Source organism: Sphingomonas hankookensis, from assembly GCF_022664465.1.
Classification (GTDB): domain Bacteria; phylum Pseudomonadota; class Alphaproteobacteria; order Sphingomonadales; family Sphingomonadaceae; genus Sphingomonas; species Sphingomonas hankookensis.
Map to the genome: position 1 here is coordinate 552,235 of NZ_JAKREV010000001.1, position 15,239 is coordinate 567,473.

Annotated in this window: 16 protein-coding genes; 15 read left to right on the forward strand and 1 reads right to left on the reverse strand. The window is 67.1% G+C overall.

The features are described 5' to 3' along the window. The first annotated feature begins 18 nt into the window (after positions 1-18). The 4 genes from MF610_RS02560 to dcd are packed head-to-tail and all read left to right on the forward strand — an operon-like array spanning position 19 to position 2,160. Positions 19-501 (forward strand): UPF0262 family protein, encoded by a 483-nt coding sequence (locus MF610_RS02560; RefSeq protein ID WP_242192531.1) that lies wholly within the window; start codon positions 19-21, stop codon positions 499-501. Beyond that, a complete protein-coding gene (locus MF610_RS02565) occupies positions 501-1,169 on the forward strand; it encodes a GH25 family lysozyme (RefSeq protein ID WP_242192532.1) in 669 nt (222 codons plus the stop codon). The genes MF610_RS02560 and MF610_RS02565 overlap by 1 nt, the downstream gene beginning before the upstream one ends. Next, positions 1,166-1,609, forward strand: coding sequence for a cytidine deaminase (locus MF610_RS02570; protein WP_242192533.1), 444 nt, complete (start codon positions 1,166-1,168; stop codon positions 1,607-1,609). The genes MF610_RS02565 and MF610_RS02570 overlap by 4 nt, the downstream gene beginning before the upstream one ends. Next, positions 1,606-2,160 (forward strand): dCTP deaminase, encoded by a 555-nt coding sequence (gene dcd / locus MF610_RS02575; RefSeq protein ID WP_110149249.1) that lies wholly within the window; start codon positions 1,606-1,608, stop codon positions 2,158-2,160. Before MF610_RS02570 ends, dcd begins: the two co-directional genes overlap by 4 nt. A 25-nt stretch (positions 2,161-2,185) precedes the next feature. Here dcd and MF610_RS02580 read toward each other — a convergent pair whose 3' ends face one another. Further along, positions 2,186-4,501 carry a ComEC/Rec2 family competence protein gene (locus tag MF610_RS02580; RefSeq protein WP_242192534.1) on the reverse strand — a complete coding sequence of 772 codons (2,316 nt, stop codon included), beginning with the start codon at positions 4,499-4,501 and terminating at the stop codon, positions 2,186-2,188. A 64-nt stretch (positions 4,502-4,565) separates the two neighbouring features. Here MF610_RS02580 and gltX point away from each other — a divergent pair, with 64 nt between their 5' ends. The 11 genes from gltX to MF610_RS02635 all read left to right on the forward strand — a co-directional run bounded on the left by gltX (position 4,566) and on the right by MF610_RS02635 (position 15,207). Then, the gene (gene gltX / locus MF610_RS02585) at positions 4,566-5,996 is read left to right on the forward strand and encodes a glutamate--tRNA ligase (protein WP_380870624.1); all 1,431 of its coding nucleotides are present in this window, start codon (positions 4,566-4,568) and stop codon (positions 5,994-5,996) included. Between the two features lie 18 nt (positions 5,997-6,014). After that, positions 6,015-7,298 carry a citrate synthase gene (gene gltA / locus MF610_RS02590; protein ID WP_242192536.1) on the forward strand — a complete coding sequence of 428 codons (1,284 nt, stop codon included), beginning with the start codon at positions 6,015-6,017 and terminating at the stop codon, positions 7,296-7,298. 1 nt (position 7,299) lies between these two features. After that, positions 7,300-7,506 (forward strand): hypothetical protein, encoded by a 207-nt coding sequence (locus tag MF610_RS02595; RefSeq protein WP_242192537.1) that lies wholly within the window; start codon positions 7,300-7,302, stop codon positions 7,504-7,506. 267 nt (positions 7,507-7,773) lie between these two features. Then, entirely contained in the window at positions 7,774-8,082 is a 309-nt protein-coding gene (locus MF610_RS02600) for an STAS domain-containing protein (RefSeq protein ID WP_242192538.1), read from the forward strand. Next, positions 8,079-8,447, forward strand: a complete 369-nt coding sequence (locus MF610_RS02605; protein WP_242192539.1) for a response regulator — start codon at positions 8,079-8,081, stop codon at positions 8,445-8,447. Before MF610_RS02600 ends, MF610_RS02605 begins: the two co-directional genes overlap by 4 nt. Then, entirely contained in the window at positions 8,444-10,396 is a 1,953-nt protein-coding gene (locus tag MF610_RS02610) for a chemotaxis protein CheA (protein ID WP_242192540.1), read from the forward strand. Before MF610_RS02605 ends, MF610_RS02610 begins: the two co-directional genes overlap by 4 nt. After that, positions 10,383-10,898, forward strand: coding sequence for a chemotaxis protein CheW (locus MF610_RS02615; RefSeq protein WP_242192541.1), 516 nt, complete (start codon positions 10,383-10,385; stop codon positions 10,896-10,898). Before MF610_RS02610 ends, MF610_RS02615 begins: the two co-directional genes overlap by 14 nt. A 26-nt stretch (positions 10,899-10,924) precedes the next feature. After that, positions 10,925-12,706: a methyl-accepting chemotaxis protein gene (locus tag MF610_RS02620; protein ID WP_242192542.1), complete on the forward strand. Its 1,782-nt coding sequence runs from the start codon at positions 10,925-10,927 to the stop codon at positions 12,704-12,706. After that, positions 12,703-13,182 (forward strand): chemotaxis protein CheW, encoded by a 480-nt coding sequence (locus tag MF610_RS02625; RefSeq protein WP_242192543.1) that lies wholly within the window; start codon positions 12,703-12,705, stop codon positions 13,180-13,182. The genes MF610_RS02620 and MF610_RS02625 overlap by 4 nt, the downstream gene beginning before the upstream one ends. 98 nt (positions 13,183-13,280) lie before the next feature. After that, positions 13,281-14,129, forward strand: coding sequence for a CheR family methyltransferase (locus MF610_RS02630; RefSeq protein ID WP_242192544.1), 849 nt, complete (start codon positions 13,281-13,283; stop codon positions 14,127-14,129). A 1-nt stretch (position 14,130) separates the two neighbouring features. Further along, positions 14,131-15,207, forward strand: a complete 1,077-nt coding sequence (locus MF610_RS02635) for a protein-glutamate methylesterase/protein-glutamine glutaminase (RefSeq protein ID WP_242192545.1) — start codon at positions 14,131-14,133, stop codon at positions 15,205-15,207. Positions 15,208-15,239 lie beyond the last annotated feature (32 nt).

Consider the following 15,239-nt stretch of genomic DNA (forward strand, 5'->3'; position numbering starts at 1 on the left):
ACCCGCTAAGTGCCCCGGATGGCCGATCCCCGGATCATCGACGTGACCCTCGACGAGCGCACCATCTTATGGCGCAGCGCCGATATCGAGCAGGAACGCCGCATCGCGGTCTTCGACCTGCTGGAGGCGAATCACTTCGCCCCGCAGCGTGAGACGCCGGATGCCTATGCCGGCCCCTATCGCATCGCGCTGTCGGTGCCCGAAGGCCGCCTCGCCATCGATATTGCGCGCGAGGACGGGACGCTGATCGAGACGCTGGTGCTGGGCATGGCGCGGCTGCGTCGCCCGATCCGCGACTATTTCGCGATCTGCGACAGCTATTACAAAGCCATCCGACAGGCGACCCCGCACGAGATCGAGACGATCGACATGGCCAGGCGCGGCATCCACAACGAAGCCGCCGAAGCCTTGCGCGAGCGGCTGGACGGCAAGGTCGCGATCGATTTCGACACCGCGCGCCGCCTGTTCACGCTGATCTGCGTGCTGCATATCAAGGGATGATGCGGACGCGATTGATCCTTGGTTTGGGCGTAGTGCTGGTGATCGCCGCGGTCGTCGCATGGCGCTGGTCGCTCGGCTGGCATCCGTCGCCCACGCGCTTTCCGGTACAGGGCTTGAGCGTCGCCGCGACCGACGGGCCGGTAGACTGGCCGATGGTGCGGGCGCGCGGCGCCGACTTCGCCTTCGTCACCGCGTCGAACGGCACGACCCGCGATCCCGCGTTCGAGGCGAACTGGAACGGCGCGCATGCCGCCGGCCTGCGTCACGGCGCGCTCCACATCTTTTCGCTGTGCGAACCGACCGCCGATCAGGTCACTGCCTATCTGACCACCGTGCCGCGTGCCGCCGATGCACTGCCCGCCGCGCTGGCGCTCGACTTCACGCCCGGTTGCGATACGCGGCCGACGCGGGCGCAGGTGCTGACCGCGATCCGCGGCTTTCTGGCGCCGGCCGAATATCATGACGGCCGGGCGATGATGCTGCGTATTTCCCCGGCGTTCGAGGACGAATATCGGGTGAGCGAGGCGATCGTCCGCCCGCTGTGGGCCACGCGGCGTTTTGTCGAACCCGACTATCTGGCGCGGCGGTGGCGATTGTGGCAGGCGAACCCGACGCGGCGCATCGAAGGCGTCGCCGACAGTGTCGCGTGGAGTGTAGCCGCCCAATGACCGATCCCGAAGCGTTGATCGACGCGGCCCGCCGCGCCGCCGCCCACGCCCATGCGCCCTATTCGCGCTTTGCGGTGGGGGCCGCGCTGCTGCTGACCGATGGGTCGGTCGTCACCGGCACGAATTTCGAAAACGCCAGCTATGGCCTGTCGCTCTGCGCCGAAACTGTCGCCACCGCGACTGCCAATGCATCGGGCCGGCTGGGCGATATCGTCGCGGTCGGCATCGTCGGCGGGCGGATGGGCGAAGGCGACACCGTGCCCGTTCGCCCCTGCGGCCGCTGCCGCCAGGTGCTGAACGAAGCCGCGCAGATCGGCAGGCGGGAGCTGACCGTCCACTGCTCGGGGCTGGGCGGCGGTACCATCGAAACGCATCGCCTGTCTGACCTGCTGCCGCACGCGTTCGGACCGGCCGACCTTGGCATTGGGGGACACGCATGAGCATCCTGTCGGACCACTGGATTCGCGAACAGGCGCTGGCGACCGGCATGATCGAGCCGTTCGTCGAATCGCAACGCCGCGAGGGGTGCATCAGCTACGGCCTGTCGTCCTACGGCTATGACGCCCGGGTGTCGGACGAGTTCAAGATCTTCACCAACGTCGATTCGGCGGTGGTCGACCCCAAGGACTTTGCGCAGAACAGCTTCGTCGATCGCAAGACCGATGTATGCATCATCCCACCCAACAGCTTCGCACTCGCTCGTACCGTCGAATATTTCCGCGTGCCGCGCGACGTGCTGGTCATCTGCCTCGGCAAGTCGACCTATGCCCGCTGCGGGATTATCGTGAACGTGACCCCGCTCGAACCCGAATGGGAAGGCCATGTCACGCTGGAGTTTTCCAACACCACGCCGCTCCCGGCGAAAATCTACGCCAACGAAGGCGCGTGCCAGTTCCTGTTCCTGAAGGGCGACCAGCCCTGTGGCACCAGCTATGCCGACCGCGCCGGCAAATATATGGGCCAGCGCGGGGTTACGCTGCCCCGGCTGTAATACCCGAACCTGCTCCCCTCCTTGGTCAGGGGAGGGGCTGAGGGTGGGTCGGCCGATGGTCGGATGAACGCGTTCCGTCGCGGACCAACCCTGTCCGGGAAGGGGAGAAACCGGCCCTCGGCACCCGCGGCGGCGCGACCGTCGCTGGCACCTCCCATGGATGCGCACCCCCACGCCGCGCCGTCGTCACCCGCCCGGTCGACAGCGTCACCGCCACCCCGCCGGTCCGCCGCAGCATCGTGCGGTCGAGCTTCAACCAGCGTGGCCGGCATTTGTCGGGCAGTTGCCGCTCACTGACGACAATATCTGCCCGTGCACAGGCGGCGACCAGTTCCGCCCATGGCACCGCATAGCCGCTACGCGTCGCGAGGATCGTCCAGCGCCGCCCGCCCGCCTCCCGCGTCGCCACGCACAGGTCCGGGCTGCACCGCGCATCGGGTTGCTCGGACAGCGGCGGCAGGTCGCCGGTGACGCCCCCGCCCTCGCCTAGCGTCGACCGGACATAGTCACCCGCCCGATCGCGCAATATCGCCATCCCGCCATCCGCGGTCGCCAGCGCCAGATGCCGTCCGTCGCCGGTCACCAGCAAATCGGGCGCCGGTGTCGCCAACGCCCAGAGCGCGCCCGCCGCTACCGGTACCACGCCCCACCGCCGCCACCGCTCGCGCCACAACGCGATCCACAGCCCGCCCGCGACCATCAGCGCGAACGCCCCATCGGGCATCGCCGGCAGCGCCGCGACCGATCCCGGCGCCGACGACACGAGGTGCGCGATCCACAGCAGCAGCGCCAGCGACCGCTCGACCGCCCACCATGCCGGCGCGCCCAGCCCGACCACATCGAGCAGCAGCGCCAGCGCCTCCAGCGGCATGGTGACGAACGTCGTCAGCGGGATCGCGACGATATTGGCGAGCGCGCCGTACAGTCCGGCCTTGTGGAAGTGATACAGTCCGATCGGCATCAACGCCGCCTCGACGACCAGCCCGGTCAGCAACAGCGAACCGAGCCCGCGCAGCAACCGCCACCACGCCGCCTCGCCGCGGCCAAGGAACCAGCCACGCACCCGCGGATGTTCATGCAGCGCGACGATCGCCGTCACCGCGGCAAAGCTCAATTGAAAGCTCGGTCCCGCCAGCGACTCGGGCAACACCAGCAGCACGAGCAACGCCCCCGTCGCGATCATCCGCAGCGTGATCGCCTCGCGCCCCAGCGACAGCGCCGCCAGCACCAGCAACGCGGCGATGCACGACCGCACCGTCGGCACGTCCGCGCCCGATAACCAGGTATAGCCGAGCGCCGCGACCGCCCCCGAACCTGCCGCTACCACCGGCAACCGGACGCGCAATGCCAGCGGCGGGAACAGCGCCAACAGCTTCAGCACCAGGGTCATCGTCGCCACGACGACCGCGGTGACGTGCAGGCCGCTGATCGACAACAGGTGCGCCAGCCCCGAACGGCGCATCGCCTCGGCATCTTCCTCGGCAATCGCGCCGCGATCGCCGGTCACGAACGCGGCGGCGATCCCGCCCGTGCTGCCTTCGATCCGCGCGACGATATGGTTGGTCAGCGACGCACGCAGCCCGGCATTGCCGGCGTCACCCGCAGCGATCACCCGGATCGGCGCAAAGCCGCGCCCGGTCGCACCGATCCCCTGAAACCACGCCGTCCGCGCAAAGTCATAGGCGCCGGGCAACGCGGCCGACGGCGGCGGCATCAGGCGCGCACGCAGCGACAGCCTCGCTCCCGGTACTACCCCCGGCGGCAGGTCGCTTTCGGCCACATTGACGCGGATCAGAGGCGGCAATCCTCCCCTCCCTGGAAGGGAGGGATCGGGGGTGGGTCGGATTCCGCCTGACGCAGCGCCAGCGATCATCGCAGACCTGCCCACCCCCGCCCCCTCCCTTCCAGAGAGGGGAGTGGAGCCGGCAACCGGCGCCAGCGTCAGCCGCACCAGTTCGCGCGCCGGCAACGGCTCGACCCGCTCGACGTCGCCGGTGAACGCCACCACCACCGGTCGCGCCAGCACCGGCGCGGCGACCCGCTCCGCCCGCCACCACACCAGCGTGCAGCCCAGCATCGCCAGCATCCCCGCTACCGTCACCGCCCGCGCGGTCCGCGTCCCCCATGGCAGCACCATCCCCGCCAGCGCGACCGACAGCGCCAGCAACAGGAACACCGCCCACGCCCCCTGCCCCGGCAACAGGAACCATGCGGCGATTCCCAGCCCCAGCGCGACCGGCATCCACAGCGGCAATTGCCCCCGTTCGGCTTCCGCCAACGCCTCCAGCCGCCCAAGGAACCCGGACGGGGGGCGCACGGTTTGAAGCGTGCCGGGTGCCATGCTAGGGGCGGTCGCGGCTGAGTTTGCCATATCTTGTCCACCCGATTTCTGGGAGCATCCGCGCTTGGGCGCAACCAATTCCGCGACGCCTGTCGTCACCCGTTTCGCGCCGTCGCCGACCGGTTTCCTCCATATCGGCGGCGCCCGCACTGCGCTGTTCAACTGGCTGTATGCCCGTCGCCATGGCGGCCGGTTTCTGCTGCGGATCGAGGATACCGATCGCGCGCGCTCGACCCAGCCGGCGATCGACGCGATTCTCGACGGCATGCGCTGGCTCGGCCTCGACTGGGACGGCGACGCCGTATTCCAGTTCGCGCGTGCCGATCGCCATGCCGCCATCGCCAAGCAATTGCTCGACGCGGGCCACGCCTATCGCTGCTACGCCACGCCGGAGGAACTGACCGCGCTGCGCGAAGAACAGCGCGCCGCGGGCAAGCCGATCCGCTACGACGGCCGCTGGCGCGACCGTCCGGCCGAGGACGCCCCCGAAGGCGCCCCGTTCGTCGTCCGGCTGAAGGCGCCGAAGGAAGGCGCCGTCACCATCCCGGATCAGGTGCAGGGCGAAGTCACCGTCGCCAATGCCGAACTCGACGATTTCGTCCTGCTCCGCTCGGACGGCACGCCGACCTATATGCTCGCGGTCGTGGTCGACGATCACGACATGGGCGTCACCCATGTCATTCGCGGCGACGATCACCTCAACAACGCCTTTCGCCAGCTCGCGCTGATCCGCGCGATGGACGCGGTCGAGGGCAGTTGGCCCGATCCGGTCTACGCCCATGTCCCCCTGATCCACGGCGCCGATGGTGCCAAGCTGTCGAAGCGTCACGGCGCGCTGGGTGTCGAGGCCTATCGCGACGAGCTGGGCGTGCTGCCCGAAGCGCTGAACAACTATCTGCTGCGTCTTGGCTGGGGCCATGGCGACGAAGAGATCATCAGCCGGGACCGCGCGACCGAGGTGTTCGACCTGTCGGGCGTCGGCCGTTCGCCGTCGCGCTTCGATACGAAGAAGCTGCTGAACCTCAACGGCCACTATATCCGCGAGGCCGACGATGCGCGGCTGACCGACCTCGTTGCCGAACGGCTGCCGGATGGAATCGAGCGCGATCTGCTGCACCGCGCCATGCCGGTGCTGAAGGTCCGCGCCGCCGATATCAACGAACTCGCCGCCAACGCCGCCTTCTTCTTCAAGTCGCGCCCGCTGGCGATGGACGACGGCGCGACCGCGCTGCTGACTTCGGACGCTCGTGCGATTTTGTCGCAGTTGCACGCCAAGCTTGACGCACTCGCAGCATGGGATACGGAGACGATCGAAGCTGCGGTACGCGAAGTGGCGGAGGCAGCGGGGTTGAAGCTGGGTGCCGCCGCGCAACCGCTTCGCGCCGCGCTGACGGGTTCGCGCACCTCACCGGGTATCTTCGACGTGCTCGCCCTGCTGGGCCGCGACGAAAGCCTGGGCCGCATCAAAGACCAGATGGCCGCACCGGCCGCATAACGAGACAGGAGACGCCACATGGCCGATAACGCGAAACTGCAGGTTGCGGGCAAGGACGTCGAATTTCCGGTTCGATCGGGCACGATCGGTCCGGACGTCATCGATATCCGCAAGCTGTACGCGCAGACGGGTAACTTCACCTACGACCCCGGCTTCACCTCGACCGCCAGCTGCGACTCGGCGCTGACCTATATCGATGGCGATGAAGGCGTGCTGCTGCACCGCGGCTATCCGATCGGGCAGCTGGCCGAAGAGTCGAGCTTCATGGAAGTCGCCTATCTCCTGCTGAACGGCGAACTGCCGTCGGGCGAAGAACTGGACAAGTTCACCGGCACGATCACGCGCCACACCATGCTGCACGAACAGTTGGCCGGCTTCTATCGCGGCTTCCGTCGCGACGCACACCCGATGGCAGTGATGTGCGGCGTCGTCGGCGCGCTGTCGGCCTTCTATCACGACTCGACCGACATTACCGATCCGCACCAGCGGATGGTCGCGTCGCACCGCCTGATCGCCAAGATGCCGACGATCGCCGCCATGGCGTACAAGTACAGCGTCGGTCAGCCGTTCATCTATCCGAAGAACGACCTGAGCTACACCGGCAACTTCCTGCGCATGACCTTCGGCGTGCCGGCGGAAGAATATGAGGTGAACCCGGTCGTCGAAAAGGCGCTGGACCGCATCTTCATCCTGCATGCCGACCACGAACAGAACGCCTCGACCTCGACCGTGCGCCTTGCCGGTTCGTCGGGTGCGAACCCGTTCGCGTGCATCGCAGCCGGCATCGCCTGCCTGTGGGGTCCGGCGCATGGCGGCGCGAACGAAGCCGCGCTCAACATGCTGCGCGAAATCGGTACGCCCGACCGCATCCCGGAATATATCGCCCGTGCCAAGAACAAGGACGATCCGTTCCGCCTGATGGGCTTCGGTCACCGCGTGTACAAGAACTACGACCCGCGCGCGACGGTCATGCAGAAGACCGTGCGTGAAGTGTTCGATTCGCTGGGCGTCAACGACCCCGTGTTCGAAACCGCGCTGCAGCTGGAAGAGATCGCGCTCAACGACGATTACTTCCGCGAGAAGAAGCTGTTCCCGAACGTCGACTTCTATTCGGGCGTGATCCTGTCGGCGATCGGTTTCCCGACCACGATGTTCACTGCGCTGTTCGCGCTCGCCCGCACCGTCGGCTGGGTAGCACAGTGGAACGAGATGATCTCGGACCCCGAACAGAAGATCGGCCGCCCGCGCCAGCTCTATACCGGCCCTACGCAGCGCGACTATCTGCCCGTGGGCAAGCGCTGACATGCGCTACGTCCGGCGCACGCTTACGATCGTTGGCGCGATCCTCGCGTTCGTCGGACTGTTCTGGCTGGGTCAGGGGATGGGGATCATCCGCTGGCCCGCCAGTTCCTTCATGATCGACCAGTATCTCTGGGTCGTCAGCGGATCGGTGATCGCTGCGCTGGGCCTGTTGCTGGTACTGATCGCGCGCCGCTTGCCGCGTCGCTGACTATACTCGCTGCGCCTCCGGCGGGCACAAGCGCGAAATTTGCGCGAATTTTCCTGTTAGACTTTCGGATGACGTCCAAGCAGCCGAAGGTTAACGGCGCGTCCCGGCTGTTGACGTCGATCCGCCAAAACCGCGCCGGGATCGTTAACGTCCGGCGCTGATACGCCCACGACGCCGCTGCTGGCCGCGGCAACGCCTCCTCTGTGCTTAAATCGATCTTAAGGCTGCACTGCGAAGCCGATCCCCAGTTCCTTGGGGGTTTACCGTATGCCATCTACCTTCGCGCTGCCGCCCGACCTGACGATGACGTCGGTAGGAGCCGCTGCCGATGCGCTTCGTGAACTGGCTCTGGATAGCGACGTCGTACTCGACGCGTCCGGCCTGACCGCCCCCGATCTCAGCGTCCTGCAACTCATCGAAAGCCTGCGCGCCGAAGCGCGGCTGCACGGTGGCGACATCCGTCTGGCGGCAGCCGCCGACCACGCGCTCACCGCCCTTCTTCGCCGCGCGGGATTTACCGACGCGATGACCCCCGACGACAACGTTTTCTGGTTCCACGGAGTCCCGCTGCAATGACCGCTTCCATTCTCGCCGTCGACGATTCCGCCAGCCTGCGCATGGCGATCCGCATCGCACTGACCGGTGCAGGCTATAGCGTGACCGAAGCAGGCGACGGCGTCGAAGGGCTGGCCAAGGCGAACGCGGCCAAGTTCGACATGATCGTCACCGATCTGAACATGCCCAACATGGACGGACTGTCGATGATCCGCGAACTGCGCAAGCAGCCGGCGCAGGCCGGCGTGCCGATCATCTTCCTGACCACCGAGTCCGACCCGGAGATGAAGAACCAGGCCAAGGCCGCCGGCGCGACCGGCTGGCTGGTAAAGCCATTCGTCCCCGATCAGCTGGTCAAGGTCGCACGCAAGGTGCTGGGCCGGTGATCGACGATCCCGTCGCCGCTTTCCGCGTCGAAGCGGGCGAGGTGCTGGACCAGGTCGAGCAAGGATTGCTCGACCTCGGCCACCGGCTCGACGACATCGATCTCGTCAACGCCGTGTTCCGCGGGCTGCACACGCTCAAGGGCTCGGGTGCGATGTTCGGTTTCGACGCGCTGGCGGGCTTCACCCACCACTGCGAAACCGCGTTCGACCGCGTTCGCAAGGGTCAGGTACCGGCCACCGCCGCGCTCGTCGCGGTGATCCTGTCGGCACAGGATCATATGCGCGCGCTGGTCGACGGCGATGCGCCGAAGGCGGAGGGCGATGCGATCCTCGTCCGGCTGCAGGCGGCGATCGAGGAGGCATCGGGCACCGCCCCCGCCGCACCGGCTGCTGCCGGGTGTGCGGGCTGGAAGGTGTCGTTCAAGCTGCCGGTCGACGCGATGGCCAACGGCACTAACCCGCTGATGCTGCTCGACGAACTTCGCGAGCTGGGCGACTGCGCCATCGTCGCGCGCACCGACGCCGTGCCGCCGCTGTCGCAGCTGGTGCCGACCGAATGTCATATCGGCTGGGACGTCACCCTGGTCGGCGACATCAAGCGCGACGATATCGAGGACGTGTTCATCTTCGTGATGGACGACATGGAACTGACCATCGAACCGCTCGCAGCCGACGGGGAAGTGGCAGCCGAACCGGCCCGGATCGAGGAAGAGCCGGTCGTCGCCCTGCAAGCGGCCACCCCCGACAGCCCAACCGCCCGCGCGACCGCCAAGGCCGAGGAAAGCGTGCGCGTGCCGGCCGGTCGGCTGGATGCGCTGATGGACCGCGTCGGCGAACTGGTGATCGCGCAGAGCCGCCTGTCGCAGCTCGCCGATCGCGGGCAGGACCTCGTGCTGCGCTCGGTATCGGAAGAGATCGAACGGCTGGCCGGCGAATTGCGCGAAACCATGATGGTGCTGCGCATGGTTCCGGTCGGATCGCTCTTCTCGCGCTTCCGCCGCCTGATCCACGATCTGGCGCGCGACACCGGCAAGGCGATCGAGTTCGAAACCGAAGGCGAAGCGACCGAAGTCGACAAGACCGTGATCGAGCGGCTGTTCGACCCGATGGTCCACCTAATCCGCAACAGCTGCGACCATGGCCTAGAAACGGCGGACGACCGCGCCGCCGCCGGCAAGCCCAGCGCGGGCACCGTCCGCCTCGCCGCGCATCAGGCCGGGGGCGAGGTGGTCATCACCATTCGCGACGACGGCCGCGGCATCAACCGCGCCCGCGTCCGTGCCAAGGCGGAAGCGAACGGTCTGATCCAGCCCGATCAGGCGCTCAGCGACCACGACCTGTTGCAGATGATCTTCGCCCCCGGTTTCTCGACTGCGGCGACCGTCACCAACCTGTCGGGGCGCGGCGTGGGCATGGACGTGGTCAAGCGCACGATCGAAGGGTTGCGCGGATCGATCGACGTGCAGTCGGGCGAGGGCGAAGGCTCGCTGATCGCGCTGCGCATCCCGCTGACCCTCGCCATCATCGACGGGCTGCTCGTCCGGGTCGGGACCGGTCGCTTCGTCATTCCGCTGACCGCGGTCGAGGAATGTATCGAACTCTCGCTGGAGGACGATATGCGCCACCGGGGCCGCAGCCTCATCACGCTGCGTGAAAAGCTGGTGCCGTTCCTGCGCCTGCGCGAGCTGTTCGCCACCGATACCCGGCCCGATCCGTTTCAGAAGATCGTGGTCGTCGCGACGCCGCAGGGGCGCGTCGGGCTGGTCGTCGACCAGATCATCGGCAACCACCAGACGGTCATCAAGCCGATGACCGCGCTGCATCGTGACGCCACCACCTTTGCCGGTGCGACGATCCTCGGCGACGGCGAGGTCGCGCTGATCCTCGACATCGCCCAGCTGATCGCGCTCGGCCAACCGCATGAGGAGACGCTGCGTGCAGCCGGATAACGTGCCGACGACCACCGTGCCGTGGAACCAGGACAATCAACTCGAGGTCCTCGTGTTCGACCTGGGCGGGCAGAGCTTCGCGCTGGAAGCGGTGCTGGTTCGCGAAATCCTCGACATGATGCACGAAACGCGGGTGCCCGGCGCGCCGCCGCTGGTCAGCCATGTCGTCAATTTCCGGGGGCGGATCATCCCGCTGGCCAATCTCCACCTCGCCTTCGGCATGACGGTCGCCGTGACGACGCCCGACAGCCGCATCGTCGTGATCGAAATCGATCTGGACGGCGAAGCGGTGATGATCGGCCTGCGCACCGACAAGGTCCACGAAGTCGCGACCTTCGATGCGGTCACCAGCGAAGGTGCGCCCGTCGTCGGGCTGCGCTGGCGTCGCGACTATGTCCGGACGCTCGTCCGGCACGATGACGACATCGTGGTGCTGCCCGATCTGAACGCCATTTTCCGAAATATCGATCACCGCGACATCGCGGTAGCTTCCATCAACTAACCATTCCCGGGGGGGGGGAATATCACATGCGTGCAACCATAAAGACCAAGCTGGCCGCTACTTTCGCCGCCGTCATCCTGCTGCTCACCGTGGTCATCGGCGTTGGCGTCTCCAAGATGGGGAGCCTGAACGCTGCGATCAGCGAAATCATCGCCGGTCCTGCCAAATCGCTGGACATCGCGCTGACCATCGACGGCGAATCGGGCCGCGTGGTTCGCAACGAAAAGAACATGGCCTCGACCACCGACGAAGCGACCACGAAGAACTTCGACGAGCGGATGATGGCACAGCGCAAGCATGTCGATCAGTTGCTGACGGAGGGCACGGCTATCGCCGAGCCGGATGAACTGCCGACCTGGCGTGCGGTTGCCGACCAATGGACGGCGTATAAGGGTGTCAACGACCGTGTGCGCGGCCTCGCGTTGGTCAACAAAAATGCCGAGGCGATGGCACTGTCGATGAGCGAAGGTCGCGACCGGGTCATGTCGATGAGCAATTCGATCGAGGAACTTGCCGAGATGCAGCGCGGTCAGATGAAGCAGGCGGACAACGACACGAACGTCCTGTATGCCGAGGCTCGCACGACGCTGATCGCTACGGCCATCGTAGCACTGCTGGTGGCGGTTGCCGGCGCGATCTGGATTTCGCTTACGGTGTCACGGGGATTGAAGCGGGTCGGCGTCGCGCTGGACGCGGTGGCCGTCGGCGACCTTGATCAGGAAGTGACCGTCAAGACTAACGACGAGATCAAGGATCTGGTCGACACCGTCAACCGCATGACTGGCGCACTGCGCCAGTCGGCCGCCTTGGCCGACACGATCGCGAACGGTGACCTGACCGTCGACCACACCCCGCTGTCGGACAAGGACAAGCTGGGCCACGCACTGGTGTCGATGGTCGAGCGGCTGCGCAGCGTCGTCGGCGACGCTACGGCAGCGGCGGACAATGTCGCCGCCGGCAGCCAGGAACTGTCGGCCTCGTCCGAACAGGTTTCGCAGGGTGCAACCGAACAGGCGGCATCGGCCGAAGAAGCCTCAGCTTCGATGGAAGAGATGGCGGCGAACATCAAGCAGAATGCCGACAATGCCGCGCAGACCGAAAAGATCGCACGTCAGTCGTCGAAGGATGCCGAAGCCAGCGGCGTCGCGGTCGACCGTGCAGCCAAGGCGATGCGCACCATCGCCGAAAAGATCGGCATCGTGCAGGAAATCGCGCGCCAGACCGACCTGCTGGCGCTGAACGCCGCGGTCGAGGCGGCACGCGCGGGCGAACATGGCCGCGGCTTCGCGGTCGTCGCCTCCGAAGTCCGCAAGCTCGCCGAGCGTAGTCAGACGGCCGCTGCCGAGATCAGCGCGGTGTCGAGCGACACGGTGCAGGCGGCGGCACAGGCCGGCGAAATGCTGACCAAGCTGGTCCCCGACATCCGTCGGACTGCCGAACTGGTGTCCGAAATCAGCGCGGCGTGCCGTGAACAGGACATCGGCGCCAGCCAGATCAACCAGGCGTTGCAGCAGCTCGACCAGGTAACGCAGCAGAACGCGTCGGCGTCCGAACAGATCACCTCGACCTCCGAGGAACTGGCCGGACAGGCGAACGAACTGCAGCAGAGCATCGCCTTCTTCCGGGTGGACGACGGTCCCGCCGCGCGCCGTCCGGCCGCGCGCAAGCCCGCCGCCCGCACCCAGCCCAAGGCGAAGGCCAAGCCGAACTCGGTCGCCGATCAGCAGACCCGCGCCCGCGGCTTCGCGCTCGACCTGTCGCAGGGTGGCCCGGACCATGACGACGCCGAATTCGGACGCGCGGCATGACGAGCGACGCCATGGTACAGGTCGTCACCTTCGGCCTTGGCGAGGAGATGTTCGCGGTCCCGGTGACCATGGTCCGCGAAATCCTCGACTACCGCCCCGCCTTCCGCGTGCCGGGCGGCCCGGCATGGATGCTGGGGATCACCGACGTCCGGGGCCAGGGCGTGCCGATGATCGACCTGCGCCTGCGGCTCGGCCTTGCCGCGGTCGACGCGACGCTCGCCACCCGCGTCCTGATCGTCGACCTGACGCTCGCCGACCGCACGCTCTCGCTCGCCCTCGTCGTCGACCGGGTGATCGCGGTCGCCAGCTTCGGGCACGACCGGCTGGAATCGGCACCCGATATCGGGATGCGCTGGCGATCGAACTATATCGCCGGGGTCGTACGCGAACCCGACGGGTTCGTCGTGGTCATCGACGTCGCGGAAATCTTCGCCGGTGACGACGCCGCCGTCGCAGTCATCGCCGACGCTGCCTGACCGGCACCACGCCGCATCCCGTTCCGGATGCGGCGTGATCCGCCACCTTTTACCGACGCGGCACCCGGTGCCGGCGCCGCCCGATGGAAACCGCCCGCATGTCCGCCCTGCCCGCCCTCGCCGCCGACACCGATCGCCTGAGCCCGCATCGCTTCGCCAAGCTGTCCGCGCTGATCTTCGACAAGACCGGCATCAAGATGCCCGCGACCAAGGCCACCATGCTGCAGGGTCGGCTGCAACGACGGCTGCGCGATACCGGCATGGCGACGCTGGACCAATATTGCGATCACCTGTTCGACGGCAGCGCCGACCCGCAGGAGATGATCCATCTGATCAACGCGGTCACGACCAACAAGACCGATTTCTTCCGCGAACCCGGCCATTTCGACTTCATGGCCAAGACCGCGTTGCCGACGCTGGTCGACAATGGCCGCCGTCGCATCCGCGCGTGGAGCGCGGCCTGTTCGACCGGGGCCGAGCCATACACGATGGCGATGATCCTCGATCAGTTCGCGCAAGGCAGCGGGACCGATTACGGCATCCTTGCCACCGATATCGACACCGCCGTGCTGGAAACCGCACGGCTCGGCATCTATCCGGCCGAACTCGTCGAACCGGTCCCCGCATCACTGCGCCAGCGCTATGTCGTCAACGCGATCGATCGCAAGACGAACAAGGTACGGATCGTCCCCCATCTGCGCTCGGCGATCGGCTTCGCGCGGCTGAACCTGATGGATGCCAGCTACCCGGTGGGCGAGCCGATGGACCTGATCTTCTGCCGCAACGTGCTGATCTATTTCGACAAGCCGACGCAGGAAAAGGTCGTGCGCCGGCTGTGCGACTGCCTGGCGCCCGGCGGGTACCTGTTCCTCGGTCATTCGGAATCGATCGCCGGCATGGACCTGCCCGTCACGACCGCATCCTACACCGTGTTCCGGAAGGGCTGACATGGCCAAGATCCGCGTGCTCGTCATCGACGACAGTGCCAGCGTCCGCCAGGCGATGACCGCCATTTTGAACGAGGACCCCGCCATCGAAGTGATCGCCGCCGCCGCCGATCCCTTCGCCGCCGCGCGCTATATCCAGGAAGAGGTGCCCGACGTCATCACGCTGGACGTCGAAATGCCGCGAATGGACGGCGTCACCTTCCTCCGCAAGCTGATGAGCCAGCGTCCGATCCCGGTGGTGATGTGTTCGTCGCTGGTCGAGGAAGGATCGGAAACCCTGCTCCAGGCGCTGGAGGCCGGCGCGGTCGACGTCATCCTGAAACCGCGCATGGGCGTCGCCGACCATCTGAACGACGCCAAGATGCGCATCCGCGAAACGGTGAAGGGCGCGGCGCGGGCGCGGGTCCGTGGTCGGCCGGCAACGGGCCGCACGACTTCCCCGCCCGCCAAGCTGACCGCCGACGCCGTCCTCCCGCCCCCGACCGGCCGCGCGATGAGCCGCACGACCGAAATGGTGGTGTGCATCGGCGCATCGACCGGCGGGACCGAGGCGCTGCGCGAGGTGCTGGAGGCGCTGCCCGCCAATTCGCCCGGCATCGTCATCGTCCAGCATATGCCGGAAAGCTTCACCCGCGCCTTCGCCAAACGGCTGAACGGGCTGTGCCAGGTCGACGTGAAGGAGGCTGAGGACGGCGACACCGTCATGCGCGGCCATGTGCTGATCGCGCCCGGCGGCTTGCGCCATATGATGCTCGAACGACAGGGGGCACGCTATGTCGTCGCCGTCCGGGAAGGCCCGCTGGTGTCGCGCCATCGCCCGTCGGTCGACGTGCTGTTCCGTTCCGCCGCGCGCAACGCCGGGTCGAACGCGGTCGGCATCATCATGACCGGCATGGGCGACGACGGCGCGCGCGGCCTGCTGGAAATGAGGCAGGCCGGCGCCCGCACCTTCGCGCAGGACGAGGCGACGTCGGTCGTGTTCGGCATGCCCAAGGAAGCGATCGCACGCGGTGCGGCGGACAAGATCGTACCGCTCCACGCGATCGCCCGCGAATTGTTGCAGGCGACGGTACGATGACCGTCGTCCGCCTCCTCCTCCCTGCCAGCCGG

Bases quoted from the DNA above. Each gene is read 5' to 3' on its own strand.
- MF610_RS02605 (WP_242192539.1), top strand. From the start codon at position 8,079: ATGACCGCTTCCATTCTCGCCGTCGACGATTCCGCCAGCCTGCGCATG.
- MF610_RS02635 (WP_242192545.1), top strand. From the start codon at position 14,131: ATGGCCAAGATCCGCGTGCTCGTCATCGACGACAGTGCCAGCGTCCGC.
- dcd (WP_110149249.1), top strand. From the start codon at position 1,606: ATGAGCATCCTGTCGGACCACTGGATTCGCGAACAGGCGCTGGCGACC.
- MF610_RS02600 (WP_242192538.1), top strand. From the start codon at position 7,774: ATGCCATCTACCTTCGCGCTGCCGCCCGACCTGACGATGACGTCGGTA.
- MF610_RS02620 (WP_242192542.1), top strand. From the start codon at position 10,925: ATGCGTGCAACCATAAAGACCAAGCTGGCCGCTACTTTCGCCGCCGTC.
- MF610_RS02560 (WP_242192531.1), top strand. From the start codon at position 19: ATGGCCGATCCCCGGATCATCGACGTGACCCTCGACGAGCGCACCATC.
- MF610_RS02570 (WP_242192533.1), top strand. From the start codon at position 1,166: ATGACCGATCCCGAAGCGTTGATCGACGCGGCCCGCCGCGCCGCCGCC.
- MF610_RS02630 (WP_242192544.1), top strand. From the start codon at position 13,281: ATGTCCGCCCTGCCCGCCCTCGCCGCCGACACCGATCGCCTGAGCCCG.
- gltA (WP_242192536.1), top strand. From the start codon at position 6,015: ATGGCCGATAACGCGAAACTGCAGGTTGCGGGCAAGGACGTCGAATTT.
- MF610_RS02625 (WP_242192543.1), top strand. From the start codon at position 12,703: ATGACGAGCGACGCCATGGTACAGGTCGTCACCTTCGGCCTTGGCGAG.
- MF610_RS02595 (WP_242192537.1), top strand. From the start codon at position 7,300: ATGCGCTACGTCCGGCGCACGCTTACGATCGTTGGCGCGATCCTCGCG.
- MF610_RS02565 (WP_242192532.1), top strand. From the start codon at position 501: ATGCGGACGCGATTGATCCTTGGTTTGGGCGTAGTGCTGGTGATCGCC.
- MF610_RS02580 (WP_242192534.1), bottom strand. From the start codon at position 4,501: ATGGCACCCGGCACGCTTCAAACCGTGCGCCCCCCGTCCGGGTTCCTT.